The sequence below is a fragment of the Carnobacterium maltaromaticum DSM 20342 genome, from assembly GCF_000744945.1.
Taxonomy (GTDB): Bacteria; Bacillota; Bacilli; order Lactobacillales; family Carnobacteriaceae; genus Carnobacterium; species Carnobacterium maltaromaticum.
This window is the reverse complement of record NZ_JQMX01000001.1, coordinates 1,920,790-1,941,443: the sequence shown is the minus strand read 5'-3', so window position 1 is coordinate 1,941,443 and position 20,654 is coordinate 1,920,790. Positions and strand designations below refer to the sequence as shown.

Below are 20,654 nucleotides of genomic sequence, written 5' to 3'. Positions count from 1 at the left end.
TTTAGAGTCTTTTTTATGCAGTTTTTAATTGCTGATTTTGATACATACCTAAAATTTTTCTGGCTAAAGGACCAACAATTAACCATTGTAAGGGCAAGGCCATTACTATATTATTGCGTACCACTACTAAATAATTCATAAAAATATTACCTGAAAAATTGCCTTCAGTCACTAAACCAAAAATTGACATAAATAGGACCATTCCACAAACCATACAACCAGAAATCGCCAAAATTATTTGCCAAGGTTTTTCTTTATTAATCGGTAATTTAAAAGCTAATTTTTTAGCTACAGGTGAAACAATAGCTACATCAATAATTAGAGCTACGATAAAACCAGGAAAAAAACCAAAAGCAACGAGCTTTATTAATTCTGTGCTAATCCCTTCTACCAACGCAATGTTGTAAATTGTCATACCTAAGACCATCATACTACACATGACTACTGTAAAAAATATTCCTTCTTTTTTGTTTGTGGGCATCTATATACCGCTCCATTCCTTTTTAGTTTTTGTACACAAGCCATCGTAACATAACAAAAAAAATTTCGTAAGTAAAATTTTCGGAAATTAATCCCACTTGTTTTATAGATGCTTTCGATGAAAAATTATCCTAGGATTGAGTTAGTATTTTTTTAGGTTGAATTACATAAATTCTACAAGGTGACAAGTCTGCTAAAAAATAGTAGGCTTTGTTAGGGTAGATTATATCAAATAGGTTGATTTTCTGTAAGTACAAATTAAAAAAAGAGTACTTATTATCTAAGCACTCTTATTTTATTAAGTTTAGTACTAATAAATTCCATGGCAGAAGAAAATAAATGATTATAGCTACTATTAAAATAATAAAAAGAGTCAACTGCTTATTCCTTTTTATCTTTTGGTACAAAGGAAATTATCTAGTCACAATTCCATTTTCCATCTTCGAGATTACAAGATTCACCACCAATATCTTGCAGAACGACTTTAGTGTTTTCTTTCTCTTGAATAATTTTCAAATAATCTTTAATTTTAGCCAACGGTTGTGCTCCGCTTATTTCATATTTTCCATTGACGATTAACGTTGGAATGCTTTTAATGGAGTAGTTATTTGCTAAATTGAAGTCTTCTTCGACTTGTGTTTTAGTAGAAGTAGCCTGAAATGCTTCTTCCCACGTATTTAAATCTAGTCCAAGTTTGACGACTTCTTGCTTGATAATATCTGGTGATTCAATATTTTTATTCTCAACAAAAAATGCTTTTTGTAAAGCATCAAAAAGATCCCAGCCAGCATTGCTTCCTTCAATAATTTCAGCAGCTTTGACTGCAGTTAGTCCATTCATTGAAGTGGGAAACAGAAAAGATTCTTTTTTCATTCCTTCAATATTAAAACGATGCAAATCATCATTTTGATTGGCATGCTTCCAATGACTCATGATTTCTGCTTTAGCTTGTTCTCTTGAACCAAACATCGCAATAAAATCAGTTGGCGTTTTGACTAAAGCGAAGGAACGATGGACAATTTCAAGCTCAGGCATATCTGCTTTCAATTGTCTTATTCTGTAAGACATTGGGAAACAAAAACTACATATTACGTCATGGAAAAATTCGATTTTCATTGAGTCCTCACCTGTTTCTAAGTTATTTCCTTCATTATACTTATTTTTAGTAAGTAAGTAAAGCAAATTTAATTTGTTACGGCCTCTAAGTAGAAATTATAATTCTGGCCTCCTTATTTAAAGATAACATTCAGCATAAAAAGAGAATAAAAAAAATTTTTAGTGATTTTTATGCTATAATTTAATGTAGGTTTTAAATAAATGTATAAAAAGGAAGTGAATACGCTTTTGCCAATTTTAGAAGGTGCGATAATTTTATTCGTCATGGTTGTTCTATCGAACATCATTAGTCATTATATTGTCTCCATCCCCACGGCTTTAATTCAAATCGGCTTAGGCTTAATTGTTGCGCTAGTCTTCGGCACGCAGATTGAATTAGAGACTAGCTGGTTTATGTTACTTTTTGTGGCTCCCTTACTTTATAATGATGGGCGTCACTATCCAAAACGGGATTTATGGAATTTACGAATTCCGATTTTTGGTAATTCAATCTTATTAGTTTTTTTAACCACTGTCATTGGTGGTTATATCATGTATTTTGTGACAGATGGAAAAATGCCATTGCCAGCAGCTTTAGCCTTAGCTGCGATCTTATCTCCAACCGATCCAGTTGCTGTAAATGGGATTGCGGAGCGAGTAAAGCTTCCAACAGGCGTTTTACGTTTAGTTCGAGGCGAAAGTTTAGTCAATGATGCAAGTGGACTAATTGCATTTAAATATGCAATAGCCGCAACTGTAACGGGAGTATTTTCATTAAAAACAGCGACCATTGATTTCTTTTATATGGCAATTGTCGGAGTGTTATTAGGTATTGTTTTACAGCTAGTTTTACTGGCTATCAAAGAATGGTTAAGTGCTCAAGGAATTAAAGATGTGGTCTTGCATACGTTAATCCAAATATTAACACCGTTTATTATCTACATTATTGTTGAGGAACTTTTTCATGCCTCTGGAGTTATCGCGGTTGTAGCCGCAGGTGTTGTAGCGAATAATAAGAAAACAGTCACTGAAAATCGAATGGCTGAAGTTCGAATCGTTACAGAACGAACATGGGATGTCATTATTTATCTATTAAATGGAATGATGTTTTTAATCTTAGGAATTGAATTGCCATTTGCTATGCGAACAGCTTTAGAAAATCCTTTAATGTCTAACTACTTATTATTTGGTTATGTTATCTTATTATGGTTAGTTATTTTAGTATCGCGGATACTATGGACCTATAGCTACATGTGGTTTGGTTTCTCATTTGGTAAAAATAAATCCGGTGTAAAACCTGATTTCAAAATTGCTTTGATGTCTGGTTTAACGGGAGTTCGTGGAGCTGTAACGATGGCGGGGATTCTATCCGTTCCGTATCTCTTAGAATCTGGTGCAGCCTTTCCACAGCGTTCAGTCATGTTATTTGTGGCATCAGGTGTTATTGTAGCAACCTTGATTGCCGCTACAATTGCATTGCCAATTTTAACAGATTCCAAAAAACGTTTTGAAACATCTGGCGATGAATTGATTGATTTTCCGGAAAATTCTGTTTTAGAAGATCCAAAAGAAGAGGAGCTGAAAGAAGCCCAAGCACGAATTCGGATTATGCAAATTGCCATTCGAACTATTGAGCAAGAAAGCCGACCAGAAAATCGGATGGCCTCTTACGACTTGATCCATGAATACAATCATATGATTCGTCGTTTGCAAATGGAGTATAATAGCAAAGAAAGCATTGCTCAATTTTTAAAAGAAGAGATTGCAATTCGTTTAGTTGCATTGGATGCTGAAGTTGCAAGAGTCAAAGAAATGCGAGATAACGGGGAAGTTGAACGAGAGATAGCTGAGCAATATCTAAAAGCTTTGGCGCGTCGCCGAAATGCGTTAACTAGTGATTGGTCCTCTAAATTCAAACGTTTATGGATTCTAGCACGTCGTTTTTACCGTCGTAATTTAGGCTTGTTTTTCACTCTAGGTACAAGAGAAGCTTACCAAGAAGAATACCGCAAACGTTTGGCTTTGGAAAAAGAAGCAGCAAAGAGTGCTATTCGCAGTGTATCTGCCTTTATGAAGAAAGATCGAAAAAAAGGCTCACGAACAGATAAGGCTGTTGCGTATCATTTAATTGTTGAATACCGTAATAAGATTGAACGAATTAAACGTTATGGCGAAGATTATGCTGAAGAGTATGATCAACAGTTACAGGAATTGCGCTTAAAGGCTTTAAATGCTGAGCGAACAGATATTCAAAAAATGTTTGAAAATGGAGATATCAGTCGTGATTTAGCGACACAGTTACGTCGTTTTGTAAATTACACTGAAAGTTCCGTCATGGATATTGGTGAAGAAGAATAAGTAAAAAAAGCTGAACTTGTTGAAAAATAAGTTCAGCTTTTTTTGTTTCTATGTTATTAAATGAGATAGAAACTTTTAAAAAAATAACAGTTTTTGATTGTTTTTTTAGAAAAAAACTGTATAATTAAAAAAGGTTTGAGTAAACTTAATACTTAGTATAAGTAAACAATAGTTGTTTCAAGTTTACCCACAGTAAACTCAAGAAAAGGCGGTGACAAAGTGGAAATTGGCAATCGAATTAAAAATTTGCGCATTCAAAAGAATTTAACGCAAGAAGAGTTGGGAGAACGCACCGATTTGAGTAAAGGATACATATCTCAATTAGAACGTGACTTAAGTTCCCCTTCGTTAGAGACTTTTTTTGATTTACTTGAAGTCTTAGGTTGTAGTCCAAAAGATTTTTTTGACGAAGGACAAGAAGAACAACGTGTTGTTTATACAGAAAATGAAATGACCAATTTTGAAGATGAAGAAAAAGGTTATAAAATTCAATGGTTGGTGCCAGAATCAAATGAAAATGAAATGGAACCAATCCAATTAACATTTAAAGAAAAAGGTGAATTCAAAGAATTTCCCCCTTCCTTAGCCGAAACTTTTGCGTATGTAACAGAAGGTGCTGTTTGTATCGAAATTGGGTTGAAACGTTATTTTGCAAAAAAAGGTGAATCAATCTATTTTCATGCGACCGATCACCATCAAATAAAAAATGAATTTAATGGAATAAGTAATTTGCTAGTAGTCGTGACGAATTCATATTTGTAGAATTGGAGTGGAAAATAAATGACAAAGAACACAATTATAACCTTTGAAAATATCATTAAACAATACGATGATGACGAACCAGTCTTAAAAAGTATTGATTTTGAAATTGAACGTGGCAAATTTTATACCTTGTTAGGACCATCAGGTTGTGGTAAAACCACGATCTTACGTTTAATTGCTGGTTTTACGGAAGCGACATCTGGGACAATTATGTTAGATGGTCAGCGAGTTAATGATATCCCTGCCAATAAACGCAAAGTAAACACAGTGTTTCAAGATTACGCGCTCTTTCCCCATATGAATGTTTTCGACAATATTGCTTTTGGGTTAACTATCAAAAAAATGAATAAAAAAGTGATTGAAGAAAAAGTCAAAGATGTCCTTAAAATGGTGCAATTGCCTGGCTTTGAAGAAAGAGATATTAGTGAAATGTCTGGTGGTCAACGACAACGTGTTGCAATTGCTAGAGCACTTGTTAACGAGCCAGAAGTGCTTTTATTAGATGAACCTTTATCGGCACTAGATTTAAAATTACGGACAGAAATGCAGTATGAATTGCGTGAGTTACAACGTCGTTTAGGTATTACTTTTGTCTTTGTGACTCATGATCAAGAAGAAGCTTTGGCTATGAGCGATGAAATTTTTGTTATGAATAAAGGCGAAATCGTGCAAAGTGGATCGCCTGTTGATATTTACGATGAGCCAATAGACCGCTTTGTAGCAAACTTCATTGGAGAGAGTAACATTGTAGAAGGCCAAATGGTTGCTGATTATGAAGTCCGCTTTGTGAATCATACCTTTGAATGTGTTGATGCAGGCATGCGTCAAAATGAAAAAGTTGAAATTGTGATTCGTCCAGAAGATCTAACCATCACAACAGTAGAAAAAGGTAAATTAAGTGCAACCGTGGCGACGCAATTATTCCGTGGTGTCCATTATGAAATTGTTTGTAAGGACATGGACGAGAACATCTGGGTAATCCACTCCACTAAAAAAGCTACTGTTGGTGCAGAAGTTGGTATTTTCTTTGAAGCAGAAGACATTCATGTTATGCGTTTTGGTGAAACAGAAGAAGAATTTGATGCACGCTTAGACAGTTATGATGAGGATTAAGGAGGGATATTCGTGGCAAAACAAACAAAACTATTTTACTTTATCCCTTACGTGATGTGGTTAGCATTATTTGTGGTAGCTCCATTAATTTTAATTATTTACCAATCATTTTTTGATGTAAATGGTCAGTTTACATTAGAAAATTATAAAATTTATTTCACATCGGGAACTTATTTAAAAATGACCTTTAATTCCATTTGGTATGCGTCATTGATTACATTTTTCACACTCTTAATCAGCTACCCAACAGCCTACTTTTTAAATAAAACCAAACACAAACAACTATGGTTAATGCTGATTATTTTGCCAACTTGGATTAATTTGTTATTAAAAGCCTATGCATTTATTGGGATTTTCAGTATGAACGGTAGCATTAACCATTTCTTAGAATTTATTGGCATCGGAAAACAGCAAATTTTATTTACGGATTTTAGTTTTATGTTTGTTGCAGCCTATATTGAATTGCCTTTTATGATTTTACCGATTTTTAATGCGATTCAAGAACTGAATCCTTCTTATATTAGCGCTAGTCGTGATTTAGGAGCAAATAACGTCGAAACCTTTCGTCGTGTCATTTTTCCACTGACTTTAAATGGCGTTAAAAGCGGTGTGCAAGCCGTCTTTATTCCTTCACTTTCACTCTTTATGCTAACACGTTTAATTGGTGGAAATCGAGTAATAACACTAGGTACAGCCATTGAAGAACATTTTCTAGTCACACAAAATTGGGGCATGGGTTCAACCATTGGAGTCGTCCTGATTGTTGCGATGATTATCATTATGTTGGTTACAGGAGAAAAGAAACGGAAAGGAGCGAAACATAAATGAAAAATTTTAAATGGTCAACTATTTATTTAACCTTCGTTTTTCTTTTGCTTTACATTCCAATCTTTTATCTAATTTTCTACTCCTTCAACGCCGGTGGAAATATGAATGAATTTACCGGTTTTACCTGGGAACATTACGCAGAAGTTTTTGCTGATACACGGTTGATTACAATCGTCCTAAATACGTTATTAGTTGCTTTTTTATCCGCTTTAATTGCCACATTAATTGGAACTTTTGGAGCGATGGGGATTTACTATACCAAGCGCCGCCAAGCACGGAATGCCTTGTTGAGTTTCAATAACATTTTGATGGTTTCGCCAGATGTTATTATCGGAGCTAGTTTCCTGATCTTCTTTACCTTCTTAGGACTTGGCTTAGGATTCGGTTCCGTGTTGCTTTCGCACATTGCCTTCAGCATTCCAATTGTGGTTCTAATGGTCTTACCTAAATTACAAGAAATGAATGACTCCATGAGCATGGCAGCCCGTGACTTAGGAGCAAATACATTTCAGGTAATCAGTAAAATTGTTTTACCAAGTATTACACCAGGAATTTTAGCAGGCTTTTTCATGGCATTCACATACTCGTTAGACGATTTTGCCGTAACCTTTTTTGTAACAGGAAATGGATTTACAACTCTGTCTGTTGAAATCTATTCAAGAGCAAGACAGGGAGTTAGTTTGGAAATTAACGCCTTGAGCGCATTGATGTTTGTCTTTTCATTAATTTTAGTTGCTGGCTATTATTTTATCCAACAACACAGCCAAACTAAAAAACAAAAAAATCGGCATAAACGTCATTTAGAGGCGGTGGAAATTAAATGAAAAAGTTAGTAACCTTCACAGCGTTAATTTTAATCTTAAGTAGTGGTTTGTACTTTATGACCAAGCAATTAGAAAAGGCCCAAGGCTTTGCTGGAAATAACGTTCTAACTCTATATAATTGGGGCGACTATATTGATCCAGATTTAATTAAAAAGTTTGAAAAAGAAACGAACTATAAGGTTTCCTACGAGACTTTTGATTCCAATGAAGCGATGTTTACCAAGATAAAGCAAGGTGGAACAGCTTACGATTTAACCATTCCTAGTGAATATATGATTCAAAAAATGATTAAAGAAGAGATGCTAATTCCGCTAGATAAATCAAAAATTAAAGGCTTAGAAAATATAGATTCAAGCTTTTTAGACTTAGATTTTGATTTAAATAACAAATTTTCAATCCCTTATTTTTGGGGAACGCTAGGCATTATTTATAACGATAAATTTGTCAAAGAAGAAGAAATGCAGCACTGGGATGACTTATGGAATCCTAAGTTAGCGAATAATGTGATGTTAATTGATGGAGCTAGAGAAGTGATAGGCTTATCCCTAAACAGTTTAGGCTATTCATTAAATAGTAAGAATATGCAGCAATTGACAGCAGCTTCAGACAAATTAAGCACCCTGACACCAAATGTAAAAGCGATTGTTGCAGATGAAATAAAAATGTACATGGTTCAAGAAGAAAGTGCAGTAGCGGTAACCTTTTCTGGTGAAGCTTCTGAAATGCTTGATAATAATGAGCATTTACATTACGTTATTCCAAGCGAAGGGTCGAATCTATGGTTTGATAATTTTGTCATACCTAAAACAGCAAAAAATAAAGAAGCAGCCTATGCCTTTATCAATTTTATGTTAGAGCCAAAAAACGCAGCCCAAAATGCTGAATACATTGGGTATTCAACACCAAATAAGGCAGCGATGGCTTATTTACCAAAAGAGCTTGTTGAAGACGAACAGTTCTATCCGTCAGATGAAACAATGTCACATTTAGAAGTCTATGAAGATTTAGGTGCTAAATATTTAGCTATCTATAATGATTTATTTTTAGAGTTTAAGATGTACCGCAAGTAGTGATGAAGCTTATTAGAAAAAGTGATTTAATCAAAAAGAGCAAATATTAATACTATAAAGCCAACAATGTATCAATTATTGTTGGCTTTTTTCTATTTATTTTTAAGATTTGCAAGCAAAGAGTTTCCCTAAAATCAGAACGTTGTTGCATAAATGCATGTAAAAAGATGTATTTTGTTAAAAAATTCCTTAGGAAGGGAAATAAAAGTATTTAAAAGGGTTGAGGAAAAGGGAATAGAATGCTATGATTTTAGATGAATAACTATAGTTACAGCTAAAGTTATATGAAAATATAATGATTGGTTTGTTCATTATTAATGGATATAAAAATAGAATTTAAACATTTAGCTAAATGAGATTAATAAAAAATATACTCAAGGTTTAGGATTGAATTTGAAGGAGTGGAGCGTTAATGGAGGAGTTGGAATACTATTCATCAAACCAAGTAGCTCGTGAATTAGATATTGAGTTGGCGTTATTGCAAAGACTATCTGGTTTAATCGAAAAAACATTGATGAATACAGATTATTTTTATCGTGATAAACGTAATAGAAGATTATACACACATGCCAATATTAATGAGTTGGAAGCGATCCTAACTATAAAAAAGAAAAATAAATTAACTTATGCCGCCGCGATATTTGGGAATTATGCGAATACTCAACATAATCTAAGCTCTGAAGAGGTAAAAAAAGAGGAACTTTCAGATGTTTTAAAAAAATTGCAAAACCAAGAAGTCGTCTTAAAACAACAGAGTGAAAAAATAGATGTGCTAACGAATACGATTGAAAAATTATTGAATTTAGAAAACCAAAATTACGAAGCCTTGTTAGGCTTAAGTGAAAAAATAGACACATACACAAGTCAGAAAAAAACTCGCCCAACAGCAAGTAAAGTTAATGTGAAAGAAAAGGTCGATTCATCATTTGTAAGTGAGAACGAAAGAAATACAAAAAAACAAACACTACAAACAACTACAGCCACAATGGAAATTGCGATTCAAAATCCATCCAACACTAAGACAGGTACAACCATGATTAAAAAAGCTGAATTTTTAGAGTTAAGAAAAAAACTGAAATATCTACCTTTTAAATGGAGTGAGTCTCGCAAAAGTCTAAATTTAAGCAAAAAAGATGCCAAACATTATAGTCAGTATGTGAATGATTCTAAGCAATTTTTAGAAGAAGTCATGAATCCTCGTAAGCTTGGCAATTATTATTTTATCAAAAGAGAACAAAAAGAGTTGTTGAACTCCTATGGAAATTTTTATGATACATTAGAGCTAACAGCTTTTCCAGAAAAAAAATAAGTGCAGGGTGCTGCGCTTATTTTTTTAGTATTATTAAATAAAATCGTGTACTTTATGACAAGAACAGGTATAATCAAAAGGCATGAAAGGAAGTGTTTTTTTGAATCAAGAACAAGTTCAAAATCAAAAAAAAGGGTTGATTTCAGGCTTAATAGCCTATATTTTATGGGGTGTCTTGCCACTTTATTGGAAAAGTGTCGGTGAGGTATCGGCTTTGTCGATTTTATGTTACCGTATTTTTTGGTCATTTATTTTTATGGTGGTTGTTTTAGTTATTTCTGGTAAAACAAAAGCCTTTATAGCGGAAACAAAAGCCTTACTCCAAGATCATAAACGAGTGATTGCCATTATCTTAGCCGCATTACTAGTGAGTGCGAATTGGTTTATCTTTATTTTTTCAATTGGTAGTGGACATGTGGTTGAAGCGAGTCTGGGATATTATATTAATCCGTTAGTTAATGTGGTTTTAGCCACTGTCTTTTTAAAAGAACGCTTAGGTCGTGCTGAATTTATTGCCTGTTTATTGGCGGCAACTGGCGTTTTAGTTTTAGCTATTGAAAGTGGAACGATTCCTTGGGCATCGTTAGCAATGGCCTTAACTTTTAGTTTATATGGATTAATCAAGAAAATAGCTCAAGTTAGTTCTTTTACAGGTCTAACGCTAGAAACATTAGTAATGACACCATTTGCAATCATTTATTTACTTTTCTTTTCTAAAGAAGGCTTTATGACGTTTGATTTACCAATTAATCTATTGCTAATTGGTTCGGGGATTGTTACAGCGATTCCGTTGTTTTTATTTGCTGAAGCAGCTAAAAACATTTCATATATCTTATTAGGTTTCTTACAATACATTGCACCAACATTAATGCTAATTTCGGCTGTTTTTTTGTTTAACGAAAGCTTTGAATTGCCACAACTTTTAGCATTTGGTAGTATTTGGATTGGAATTGCAATTTTTACAACGAGCAATATTCTTGCATTAAAACGAAATCGGATGAGAAATTAACTATTATTTTTAGGTTAAAAAATAGCAAAGACTCTTCCCAAACCTTGTAAATTAAGCTACTATATCCTAAGAGTATAAACAAGAGGAAGGGATTGGAGATAAGATGGAAATTATAGAAAAAGCTCCAGCCAAAATTAATTTATCGCTAGATGTTTTATATAAGCGCGAAGATGGATTTCATGAATTAGAAATGGTAATGACAACCGTCGATTTAGCTGACAGAATTGCACTTAAAAGCTTGCCAGAAGATCAAATCGTCATTCGAACGACAAATGGTGTCTTGCCACTGGATCGTCGTAATCATGCCTTTCAAGCAGCTAAGTTAATTAAAGAAACCTTCGCTATTGAGACAGGCGTGGAAATCACGATTGAAAAAAAGATTCCAATTGCAGCCGGATTAGCAGGTGGGAGTAGTGATGCAGCTGCTACCTTACGTGGTTTAAATCGGCTATGGGACTTGAATTTAACACTGGAGGAAGTTGCAGAACTTGGATCCAAAGTTGGTTCGGATGTACCTTATTGTGTTCATGGAGGTACGGCTTTTGTATCTGGCAGAGGTGAAAAAGTTGAACCGATTGGAGAGATGCCGCAGTGTTGGGTGGTTTTAGTCAAACCACGAGTAGGTGTTTCAACGGGTTCTGTGTTTAGTGTTCTTTCTTTCGATACAGTAACTCATCCAGATACAGCTGGAATGGTAGCCGCAATTAAAGCCAAAGATTATGCTAAAATGACACAAAAAGTTGGAAACTTATTAGAAGAAGTTACGATAGCACGTCATCCTGATATTGAACGTGTAAAAGAAAAAATGCTTAAATTTGGTGCAGATGCAGCTTTAATGAGTGGTAGCGGACCGACAATTTTTGCTTTATGTGATAAATACTCCAGAGCTCAACGAGTCTATAATGGACTAAAAGGCTTTTGTGATGAAGTTTATTTAGTTAGAACGTTAAAATAAATAAAACCGACTATGTTGTTCTATTAAAAGAGCAACATAGTCGTTTTTTTCTCTCTAGCTTACTTTACATATGTTACCTTTAATAAATGTTTTGACTACATCAAATTCACCATCTAATAATACCAAGTCAGCATCATAACCAGGCGCAATTTTTCCAAGTTGAGTTAGATTTAAAATAGTTGCAGGAGTAGTTGATGCCATAGCAATACTATCCGTTAAAGGAATTCCAAAATTAACACTGTGTTGCAAGGATTTATTCATTGTAACAGTACTAGAAGCTAGCGTACCGTCCTTCAATCGAGCAATGCCATCTGTTACGGTGACATGATGACCGCCAAATAGATATGAACCATCCCCAACTCCCATAGCTTGCAGAGCATCAGTGGTTAAAACAATTTTATCTGGACCTTTTATTTTATGCATCAAACGAACAATTCCAGGATGTAAATGAACGCCATCAACGATTGCTTGTAGGCTCACTTCATCCTCTTCCAATGCAGCAGTTACTAATCCAGGGGAACGATGATGAATAGTTGGCATCGCATTAAAACAATGAGTAATATGCGATGCTCCGGCTTTAAAAGCTGTTTGAGCTTCTTCATAAGTCGCATTAGAGTGGGCAATTGCAACGACAACCCCTTTTTGTTTTAAATAGGCAATTAATTCAATCCCACCAGGCAGTTCAGGTGCAATTGTCATCATTTTAATTAAATCTCCCGCTTCTGCAAAAATTCGATCTAATTCATCGAAGTCAGCGTGTCGAAGGAACTTCGGATTTTGCATCCCCTTTTTTTCTACATTTAAATAAGGACCTTCAAGGTGTAGCCCAACAATTTTAGCACCTTCTTCATGCCCGATAACTTTTTTTACACTGTGAATCATTGCTAATAAATCTTCTAAAGAAGAGCTAACTGATGTCACTAAAAAACTTGTACAACCAGTCTCAGCACATTTTTTTGAAACTTCTTGAATACTTTTTGTGGTACCATCCATCATGTCATAATTATTTGCGCCATGAATATGAACATCAATCATACCTGGTATCAGTAGATGACCATGACCATTAATGATGTTATAAGTTGTTTGAGCTTCTTCTTTTAGGGAGTCAAAAGGAGCAATGGCAGTGATTTTTTGATTCTCAATATAGACACTACTTGTTGTTTTATCTCTTTCTTCACCTAAGCGAACATTTGAAATAATGGTTTTCATTTCATTCCACCTTCTTTCTCATAAATAACTTCAATATTGTGTGTGCTAAGAACTTTTTCAATTTCATTAGGAAAAGGAGTTGTCGTAATAATGTAGTCAATACCGGTAAAATCTAATTTAAATGAAGACGTTTGATTGACCTTTGAGCTATCCACGAGTAAACAAACCTTTCTAGCATTTTGAATCATTCTTTTTTTCATATAAAGGTCATCTAGTTCAGAATAGAAAATACCTGTTGAACTGATTCCCAGCGCTCCAATAAAGGCGACATCAAATTCAAATTGATCTAATTGTTCAACAATAGAAGGACCAGCTAGCATATGTGAGGCTGGATTAAAAAAGCCACCTAAAAGAAAAATACGATTTTTTTCATTAGTTTGCGAACACGCAAGAGCATTATCAATTGAATGAGTGACAAGTAAGATGTGTTCTTGGCGGATATGTTGTGCAATAAAATTGACAGTTGTTGAAACATCTAACATAATTGTCATGTTATTTTTCATAAAGCGAGTGATTGCTAATTTAGCTAAGCGCTCCTTCTCTGGGGCATGGGTAATTAAACGTTCTGTATATTTTTCTATTTTGGCTTTTGTATAAGGTAGGGTAATCCCACCACGATAACGTTCAACTAAATTACTTTCAGCTAACAACAGAATGTCTCTTCTGGCAGTGTCTTTAGAAATTGAAAAAAATTCGGCAATTTCTATTTGTGATAATTTTTTTTTCTCTTCTAGCAATTCTAAAATTTTAGCTAGTCGTTGTTTTTGATCCATAACCATCACCTCAATACAAATTGTAACATTGTTTAAGTTTTTGTGCAATATTTAGGTTTTATTGTAATTTTTTACAAGTTTTTATATGTATTAGATTTTTATTAAAGAAAGGTTTGAAGGTAACGAAAGCTTTTTAATTGTGCTAAAATAGAGATAGTCAATTAAAAACGATAAAGAAAGATGTGAGCAAAGTGAAACAAGAGAAAAATGAAACAAGAAAAGCGTTGCGCTATGTTGCTCCTTTTTTATTTGCAGCAATAGCGATTCCGACTGTAGTGATGCAGTTTACGCCAACCCCAGTCTCACGATTATTGCGTCGACGTTTTAGCAAAGAGAAAAGTCAGTATATTCCTCAAAATGTTGCTGAAATAGTGGCTAAAACAAAATCAATTAATGATTTAAATTATGAATCAAGCTTAGCTAATGGTTTTTTAGATGTGATTATGCCAAAAGAAGCAGAGAAAAAAAGTCCGTTAATTATTTGGATTCATGGGGGAGCCTATGTTGGTGGTGATAAACGGGATGTGACACATTACGCAGCAACCATTGCGAGTTTTGGTTATGTTGTTGCCAATATTAATTATGCTTTAGCACCAGAGCAACCCTATCCAGGTCCGCTGATTCAATTAACCGAAAGCTATTTATATTTAAAAGAACATGCAGAAGAATTTCATATTGATTTAACTCAAGTGTTTTTTGCTGGTGATTCAGCAGGTGCTCAAATAGTTAGTCAATTTTTTGCCATTCAAACAAATCCTAAGTTAGCAGATGCGGTATCTATTCAAGCCGTTGTTCCAAAAGAGACATTAAAAGGTGGGTTATTATTTTGTGGTCCATTTGATATTCCAAAACTAGGAACAGATAGCAAATCTACCTTGATGAATATTTTAATGAATCAAGTTGCTTGGGCCTATGTAGGCGAAAAAAAATGGCTTTTAGATGAACGTTTAGAACAAGTGTCAATTCAAAATCATATTACAAGTGATTATCCGCCCTGTTTAGTTGCAGATGGAAATACAAATTCTTTTGAAGATCATGGACGTGATTTTGTGGCTTTACTAGAAGCCAATGGGATTGAAGTTGAAGGTATCTTCTTTTCAACAGATGAAAATCGAACAGAGCATGAATACCAATTTATTTTAGATAGCGAAGCAGGTAGGTACACCTTTGAGCGAATGATGGAATTTATTGAAAAGCATGTAACAAAAATTGACTAAAGAGCACGAATAATTTCTGAATACAAATAAGACATAGAAAAAATCGCATAAAATCCATTTTTGCAAATGCTGATTTTATACGATTTTTTATTTTTATTTTTGTAAAACAGCCTCAAGTTTGGGGTGTTGTGAAATATAATCAGCTACATAAGCTTCATATGAACGCCAAGTGGGCATAGGAATCATTAAATCCTCACCAGCTTTTAGTACTTCTTGATAGCCATAAATCCATTCACTTAATCCATTTTGCATATAGTATTCAATTAATTTTGTTGTTTCATTATTTTGGAATAAATGTTTCATAAAAGGAGTAACAATCGCTTTTGGATAATAAAAAATACGTGCTGGTAATAATTTTTTAGTTGCAACACCAGATGCTTCACAGACTTTTAATCCTTCGCGACAAGCGACAATCATTTCTGAAATGGCTTTTGAATTTGTTGAAAAAGCTTCAAATCCCCCAGCTTTTAAAATTGCACCAGCTCTAATTGCAAGTTGCAGATAGTGAACTTTTAACCAATCAACTAAATGTTCTTGAATCGTTACATGTAAATCAGCTGCTTCAAATTCTTCCTTATAGTCATAGATAAGTTTTTTTGTTCAGGTGTTTGAATCCCTAAAATAGTTCCTTCAGTAAATACAACGATATCGAGTTTGTCATCTTGCTTTCCACCACCAACTTGAGATGGAAAGCCTAATAAATACTCTTCTTTAGTAAAATATTTTTCAATTTCAGTCGTGATATCCCAATGATTGAGCATAAATAGTATATTCGCATTTTTTTTATTTGTTTTTAAAATCGGTAAGCTTTTTAAAAGCTGACAGCGATTGACTGTTACAATAATTAAATCATACTCAGCAGTTAAATCAGTTACTAAATTAGGACTGAATTTAAAAGCATAACTTTTTTCTTTTCTTAGATCCTGTGCTGAAATAGAATAGGTTTCGTAAGCGTTTTCTTGTTTTTCTGGTCGAACATAAACTGAAACGTCATGTTTGTCGGATAAAAGCCAGGCATAAGATAGCCCAATAGTACCGGCACCAAAGATTAAAATGCGCATGGTAAGACTCCTTTTTTTTAATAGGTTAAGTGTAAATCACTTGCTCTAGTGTACCACTTTTAGGGAATAAATCCAGTACTTGTTAAAAAAAAATTAAAAAAGAAAATAAACGGCTTTGATTTGTTATTTAACCAGGTGTTTATATAGAAAAATAAATAAAAATAGTGAGAGATAATCGTGAGTTTTATAGGAATTTTTTAGAAGAAATGGTATGATTCAAACAGAATGACTTGGGGGAGTGATGAAGAGTGTTGAAAAAGAGTTTGGCACGACGATTAACGATTCAATATGGGCTCTTGCAAAGCATGTATTGGATGGGTTTTTGTGTTATTATGGGATTTGCAACCGTTTTTCTATTGTACAAAGACTTTGAAGGACAACAAATCGGCGTTATTTTAGCTGTGTCAAATATCTGTGCAGCATTATTGCAACCCGTTATTGCAAGTTTTGCGGATCGTTCAAAGCACGTTACGTTAAAAACAATTATTAGTTTTTTAGCATTTATTGTTATTTTATTAACCATCTTATTAGTATTGATTCCTGTAAACAAAGTAATTATTGCCTTATTATTTATTTTGATTGGAACAGTTGTCTTAACGATTCAGCCTTTATTAAATTCGCTTATTTTTGAGTACATTAATCGGGGAATCAAGATCAATTATGGCTTAGCTAGGGGGCTAGGTTCGTTATCTTTTGCTGCAATATCCTTTGTTTTAGGTTTTATTGTTAATCGGTTTAGTCCAGCAGTTTTACCTTATTTATATATACTTTTCTACTCGTTTATTTTATTGATTGCTTATAGCTTTAAAATGCCAAGGGTTTTGAAAGAGGAACCAGATCTGAGTATTTGCAGCTCGCCTAGTAAAAAAACGTTTAAATTAGCTGAACTCACTACTTTTTTTAAACGGTACCATAATTTATATCTGCTTTTAATTTCCGTTTGTTGTTTATTTATTTTTCATAATATTATTAGCACTTATTTGATTCAAATTATGCAAAATGTCGGAGGAAGCGACACTGATTTTGGAATCTCCTTAGCTTTAGCTGCTAGTGTTGAATTGCCAACTATGATGGGTTTTGCTTATTTAGTTCGGAAAATAAAAGGAAGCACATTGTTAAAAGTATCGGCAATTTTTTTTACAGTCAAAGCCTTGGTTTTTCTATTAGCTCCTAGTGTTGGTGTTATCTATTTGGGACAAATTTTACAAGCACTATCCTTTGCATTGTATATTCCTGCATCCGTTTATTATATGAATGAGCTAATGGAACCTACTGACCGAATTAAAGGACAAGCTATTATAATGGTGGCAATGACGCTTGGTGGTGTTTTTGGGAATTTAATTGGTGGGATATTATTAGATAACTTTACTATTTTTGTAATGTTAGTAGCGGGAGTAATTTTTTCATTGATAGGAACGTTATTGCTATGTTACTCGGTGAAAGAAATTTAATCTAGCGAAACTGCATTAAATTGATGAATGAAATAAACAAAGTTTGGTATACTCAGCATGAAAAAGAAACCATGCTTCCTTTTAAATTAGAGCTCTTCAAAAGACGGTAGCTAGTAAATATAATGAGAAATAACCATCTATTCACTGGGTAAATGATTTATGCTAATTTTATTGATATAAAAATCGAAGGTTGACAGCCACGATTCCTTACTGTAAACTTCAAGATATAATTGAATACAACCTCACTTTATTGTGAGGTAGAGGCGCACTTATTTATTAGTCCTATGTTGAGTTTGAGGAAACGATGAAACTGGGAGAAGGAAATAGTGCCGAAATGAATAATAACCTCATTATTATTTGTTGGGTCTGTAGCGAATAACTGCAGAACTGTCTTAATAAGCTACCCAGTTTATTAAGTTGTGCTATCTCGAATGAGAGAAGGGGTTACGTAACGATATTTCAGCGGCCTAAGCTCAAAACTTAGGGCGTTTTTTGTTTTTTTCTGGAGTATTTAAACTGTATTTTGAATGGTAAATAAAGAATCTAATGAAGGAAAGAGGAGATTAAAATGAAAAAAAGAGGTATGTTTGGTTGGTCTATTTTGCTTGTTGCATTAGTAATTATGACAGGTTGTGGCTCAAAAGATAAAGCAGCCGGGGGGAAAGAATCAGAAACTTTTACTGTTGGAATGGAAGCTGGTTATGCACCTTTTAACTGGACTCAAAGTGATGATGCAAATGGTGGCGTGAAAATTGATGGAACGAAAGAATATGCTGGTGGATATGATGTGGCAATTGCGCAAAAAGTCGCAGATGGACTTGGAAAAAAATTAGTGATTGTTAAAACAGAGTGGGATGGTTTAATTCCAGCGTTAACATCAGGTAAAATTGATGCCGTGATGGCAGGAATGTCGCCAACTGAAGAACGTAAAAAATCAATTGATTTTTCAGATAGTTACTATAAATCAAATTTAGTTATGGTGGTGAAAAATGGCAGTAAATTTCAGTCTGCAACTTCGATTCAAGATTTTGAAGGAGCAAAAGTTACTGGTCAGTTAAATACATTCCACTATAGTGTAATTGACCAAATCAAAGGTGTTAAAAAAGAAACAGCAATGGATAATTTTTCTGCCATGCGTGTGGCTTTACAATCAGGTGTGATTGATGGTTACGTTTCAGAATTACCAGAAGGAATCAGCGCTCAGTCAGCTAATTCTGATTTCAAATTAGTTGAATTTAAAGATGGGTTTAAAACTTCAGATGAGGATACTGCAATTGCCGTAGGTTTAGTCCAAGGTAGCCCTTTAACTGCTAAAATCAATAAAATTCTGACTGAAATTTCACCAGAAGAGCAAGCTGAAATTATGGAAGCTGCAATTAAAAATCAACCAGCAGCTAATTTGAAAGACTAGTTCTATAACTAATGGAGGTTTAACATGAGTTTTGAGTGGATTGTAAAAATAATATCAGAAAATGGTCCTATGTTTTTAAGAGGAGCAGGCGTCACCTTACTAATCGCTTTGATTGGAACCGTGCTAGGATCAATTATTGGTTTACTAATTGGGGTAGTTCGGACAATTCCTAAACCAGATCTAAAAATTAACCGGATTATTCTAAAGATTGTTAATGGTATTTTATCTGTTTATATTGAAATATTCCGTGGAACACCAATGATTGTACAAGCGATGGTTATCTATTATGGATCTGCACTGGCTTTCGGAATTGATATCGACCGCATTGTGGCAGCTATCTTTATCGTGTCTATTAATACCGGCGCCTATATGTCTGAGATTGTTCGCGGTGGAATCGTATCTATCGATAAAGGACAATTTGAAGCGGCACAAGCAATTGGGATGAATCATATCCAAACAATGACCAATGTAGTTTTGCCGCAAGTATTTCGTAACATCTTGCCTGCTACAGGTAACGAGTTTGTGATTAACATCAAAGATACCTCTGTTTTAAATGTTATTTCTGTAACAGAGCTCTTCTTCCAAACAAAATCAATTGCCGGAAATAATTTCCGTTACTTTGAATCGTTTTTTGTAGCCTGCGTGATTTATTTTGTCATGACTTTTACCGTGACAAGAATATTACGTTACGTGGAACGACGTTTAGATGGACCAGATAATTACATTATGTATGCGAACCAAATGCAAGTAGCTAAAATTGAAAATGACATTCAAAATAACTAACAACAAAGGACGAATCTAATGGAAAAAGTAATAGAAGTACAACATTTAATGAAATCCTTTGGGAATCACGAAGTCTTAAAGGATATTGATTTTACAGTCAACAAAGGGGAAGTTGTATGTGTGATTGGATCATCTGGTTCAGGCAAATCAACCTTGCTACGTTGCATAAACTTACTAGAAAAACTAAGCGGCGGAGACATACTTTATAAAGGGAAAAATATCATGCAAGACACCCATGATATCAACGAATACCGTAAACATTTAGGGATGGTCTTCCAACAATTTAATTTATTTAACAACCATAATGTGCTGAACAACTGTATGGTCGGACAAATAAAAGTACTGAAACGGACCAAAGAACAAGCTGAAACCGTCGCTCGTAAAAATCTACAACTTGTAGGAATGGAAGAATACATCAACGCAAAACCTAGTCAACTTTCAGGTGGTCAAAAGCAGCGTGTTGCGATTGCTAGAGCTTTATCCATGGATCCAGACGTTTTACTTTTTGATGAACCAACGTCTGCTTTGGATCCAGAAATGGTTGGAGAAGTACTTAAAGTCATGAAAGAGCTAGCAGGATTAGGATTAACAATGTTAGTTGTAACCCATGAAATGGATTTTGCTAAAGATGTAGCCGATCGCGTAGTTTTTATGGATAAAGGCGTGATTGTTGAAGAAGGTCCACCAGCAGAAATTTTTAATCATCCAAAAGAAGAACGTACAAAAGAATTTTTAAAACGGACACTAAATTAAGTTTGTTTTACTAATATAAACCGTAAAATAGCAAGGAGTTTTTCTCTTATGCTATTTTGCGGTTTTTTATCTTGACGTAAGTTTCAGATAATGATAAGCTACTTAATGCGAGTCAAATAGTAATCGTTCCGATTTGAAGTTCAAATTAAATTTTACTATTCAAATCTTTCTTTATAGAAGGAACAAAATAATA

18 protein-coding genes, 1 pseudogene and 1 riboswitch are annotated in these 20,654 nt (G+C 34.1%); of the genes and pseudogenes, 13 read left to right on the top strand and 6 right to left on the bottom strand.

Going from position 1 to position 20,654, the window contains the following annotated elements; translation table 11 throughout:
* Window positions 1-13: 13 nt before the first annotated feature.
* Window positions 14-481, bottom strand: coding sequence for a DUF2798 domain-containing protein (locus BR77_RS09230; protein ID WP_010054742.1), 468 nt, complete (start codon window positions 479-481; stop codon window positions 14-16).
* Between the two features lie 416 nt (window positions 482-897).
* Complete coding sequence (locus tag BR77_RS09225; protein WP_035064668.1) at window positions 898-1,596, bottom strand: DsbA family oxidoreductase; 699 nt, start codon at window positions 1,594-1,596, stop codon at window positions 898-900.
* Between the two features lie 201 nt (window positions 1,597-1,797).
* On the opposite strand from BR77_RS09225, the gene BR77_RS09220 reads away from it, so the two are divergent.
* From BR77_RS09220 to ispE, 9 genes are all read left to right on the top strand, one after another.
* Window positions 1,798-3,933 carry a cation:proton antiporter domain-containing protein gene (locus tag BR77_RS09220; RefSeq protein WP_015075403.1) on the top strand — a complete coding sequence of 712 codons (2,136 nt, stop codon included), beginning with the start codon at window positions 1,798-1,800 and terminating at the stop codon, window positions 3,931-3,933.
* A gap of 219 nt (window positions 3,934-4,152) precedes the next feature.
* Entirely contained in the window at window positions 4,153-4,695 is a 543-nt protein-coding gene (locus BR77_RS09215; protein ID WP_010053910.1) for a helix-turn-helix domain-containing protein, read from the top strand.
* Window positions 4,696-4,713: 18 nt separating this feature from the next.
* Complete coding sequence (locus tag BR77_RS09210) at window positions 4,714-5,808, top strand: ABC transporter ATP-binding protein (RefSeq protein ID WP_010053911.1); 1,095 nt, start codon at window positions 4,714-4,716, stop codon at window positions 5,806-5,808.
* Between the two features lie 54 nt (window positions 5,809-5,862).
* Entirely contained in the window at window positions 5,863-6,636 is a 774-nt protein-coding gene (locus tag BR77_RS09205; protein WP_050815411.1) for an ABC transporter permease, read from the top strand.
* Complete coding sequence (locus tag BR77_RS09200; RefSeq protein WP_010053913.1) at window positions 6,633-7,460, top strand: ABC transporter permease; 828 nt, start codon at window positions 6,633-6,635, stop codon at window positions 7,458-7,460. The genes BR77_RS09205 and BR77_RS09200 overlap by 4 nt, the downstream gene beginning before the upstream one ends.
* Window positions 7,457-8,530, top strand: a complete 1,074-nt coding sequence (locus BR77_RS09195; protein WP_015075404.1) for an ABC transporter substrate-binding protein — start codon at window positions 7,457-7,459, stop codon at window positions 8,528-8,530. Before BR77_RS09200 ends, BR77_RS09195 begins: the two co-directional genes overlap by 4 nt.
* A gap of 412 nt (window positions 8,531-8,942) precedes the next feature.
* Complete coding sequence (locus tag BR77_RS09190) at window positions 8,943-9,839, top strand: hypothetical protein (protein WP_010053916.1); 897 nt, start codon at window positions 8,943-8,945, stop codon at window positions 9,837-9,839.
* 100 nt (window positions 9,840-9,939) lie between these two features.
* On the top strand, window positions 9,940-10,848 hold the full coding sequence (gene rarD, locus BR77_RS09185; protein ID WP_015075405.1) for an EamA family transporter RarD: 909 nt from the start codon (window positions 9,940-9,942) through the stop codon (window positions 10,846-10,848).
* Window positions 10,849-10,951: 103 nt separating this feature from the next.
* A complete protein-coding gene (ispE, locus tag BR77_RS09180) occupies window positions 10,952-11,803 on the top strand; it encodes a 4-(cytidine 5'-diphospho)-2-C-methyl-D-erythritol kinase (protein ID WP_010053918.1) in 852 nt (283 codons plus the stop codon).
* Between the two features lie 54 nt (window positions 11,804-11,857).
* Here ispE and nagA read toward each other — a convergent pair whose 3' ends face one another.
* Together nagA and BR77_RS09170 are read right to left on the bottom strand one after the other, a co-directional pair.
* Entirely contained in the window at window positions 11,858-13,012 is a 1,155-nt protein-coding gene (gene nagA, locus BR77_RS09175) for an N-acetylglucosamine-6-phosphate deacetylase (protein WP_015075406.1), read from the bottom strand.
* Entirely contained in the window at window positions 13,009-13,785 is a 777-nt protein-coding gene (locus BR77_RS09170) for a DeoR/GlpR family DNA-binding transcription regulator (protein ID WP_035064664.1), read from the bottom strand. Before BR77_RS09170 ends, nagA begins: the two co-directional genes overlap by 4 nt.
* Before the next feature lie 182 nt (window positions 13,786-13,967).
* Here BR77_RS09170 and BR77_RS09165 point away from each other — a divergent pair, with 182 nt between their 5' ends.
* Window positions 13,968-15,002 (top strand): alpha/beta hydrolase, encoded by a 1,035-nt coding sequence (locus BR77_RS09165; protein WP_257613199.1) that lies wholly within the window; start codon window positions 13,968-13,970, stop codon window positions 15,000-15,002.
* A 93-nt stretch (window positions 15,003-15,095) separates the two neighbouring features.
* Here the strand turns inward: BR77_RS09165 and BR77_RS18295 are convergent, their stop codons facing one another.
* Window positions 15,096-15,419: a hypothetical protein gene (locus BR77_RS18295; RefSeq protein WP_015075410.1), complete on the bottom strand. Its 324-nt coding sequence runs from the start codon at window positions 15,417-15,419 to the stop codon at window positions 15,096-15,098.
* Between the two features lie 125 nt (window positions 15,420-15,544).
* A complete protein-coding gene (locus tag BR77_RS18290) occupies window positions 15,545-16,063 on the bottom strand; it encodes a ketopantoate reductase family protein (protein WP_051926693.1) in 519 nt (172 codons plus the stop codon).
* A gap of 248 nt (window positions 16,064-16,311) precedes the next feature.
* Between BR77_RS18290 and BR77_RS09155 the strand changes: the two genes are divergently transcribed.
* The 3 genes and pseudogenes from BR77_RS09155 to BR77_RS09140 all read left to right on the top strand — a co-directional run bounded on the left by BR77_RS09155 (window position 16,312) and on the right by BR77_RS09140 (window position 20,461).
* Entirely contained in the window at window positions 16,312-17,514 is a 1,203-nt protein-coding gene (locus tag BR77_RS09155) for an MFS transporter (protein ID WP_015075413.1), read from the top strand.
* 250 nt (window positions 17,515-17,764) lie between these two features.
* Window positions 17,765-17,947: riboswitch (Lysine riboswitch) on the top strand.
* 135 nt (window positions 17,948-18,082) lie between these two features.
* Window positions 18,083-19,708 (top strand): annotated as a pseudogene (locus BR77_RS19320) (ABC transporter permease subunit).
* Between the two features lie 18 nt (window positions 19,709-19,726).
* Entirely contained in the window at window positions 19,727-20,461 is a 735-nt protein-coding gene (locus BR77_RS09140) for an amino acid ABC transporter ATP-binding protein (RefSeq protein WP_010053926.1), read from the top strand.
* Window positions 20,462-20,654: the final 193 nt, after the last annotated feature.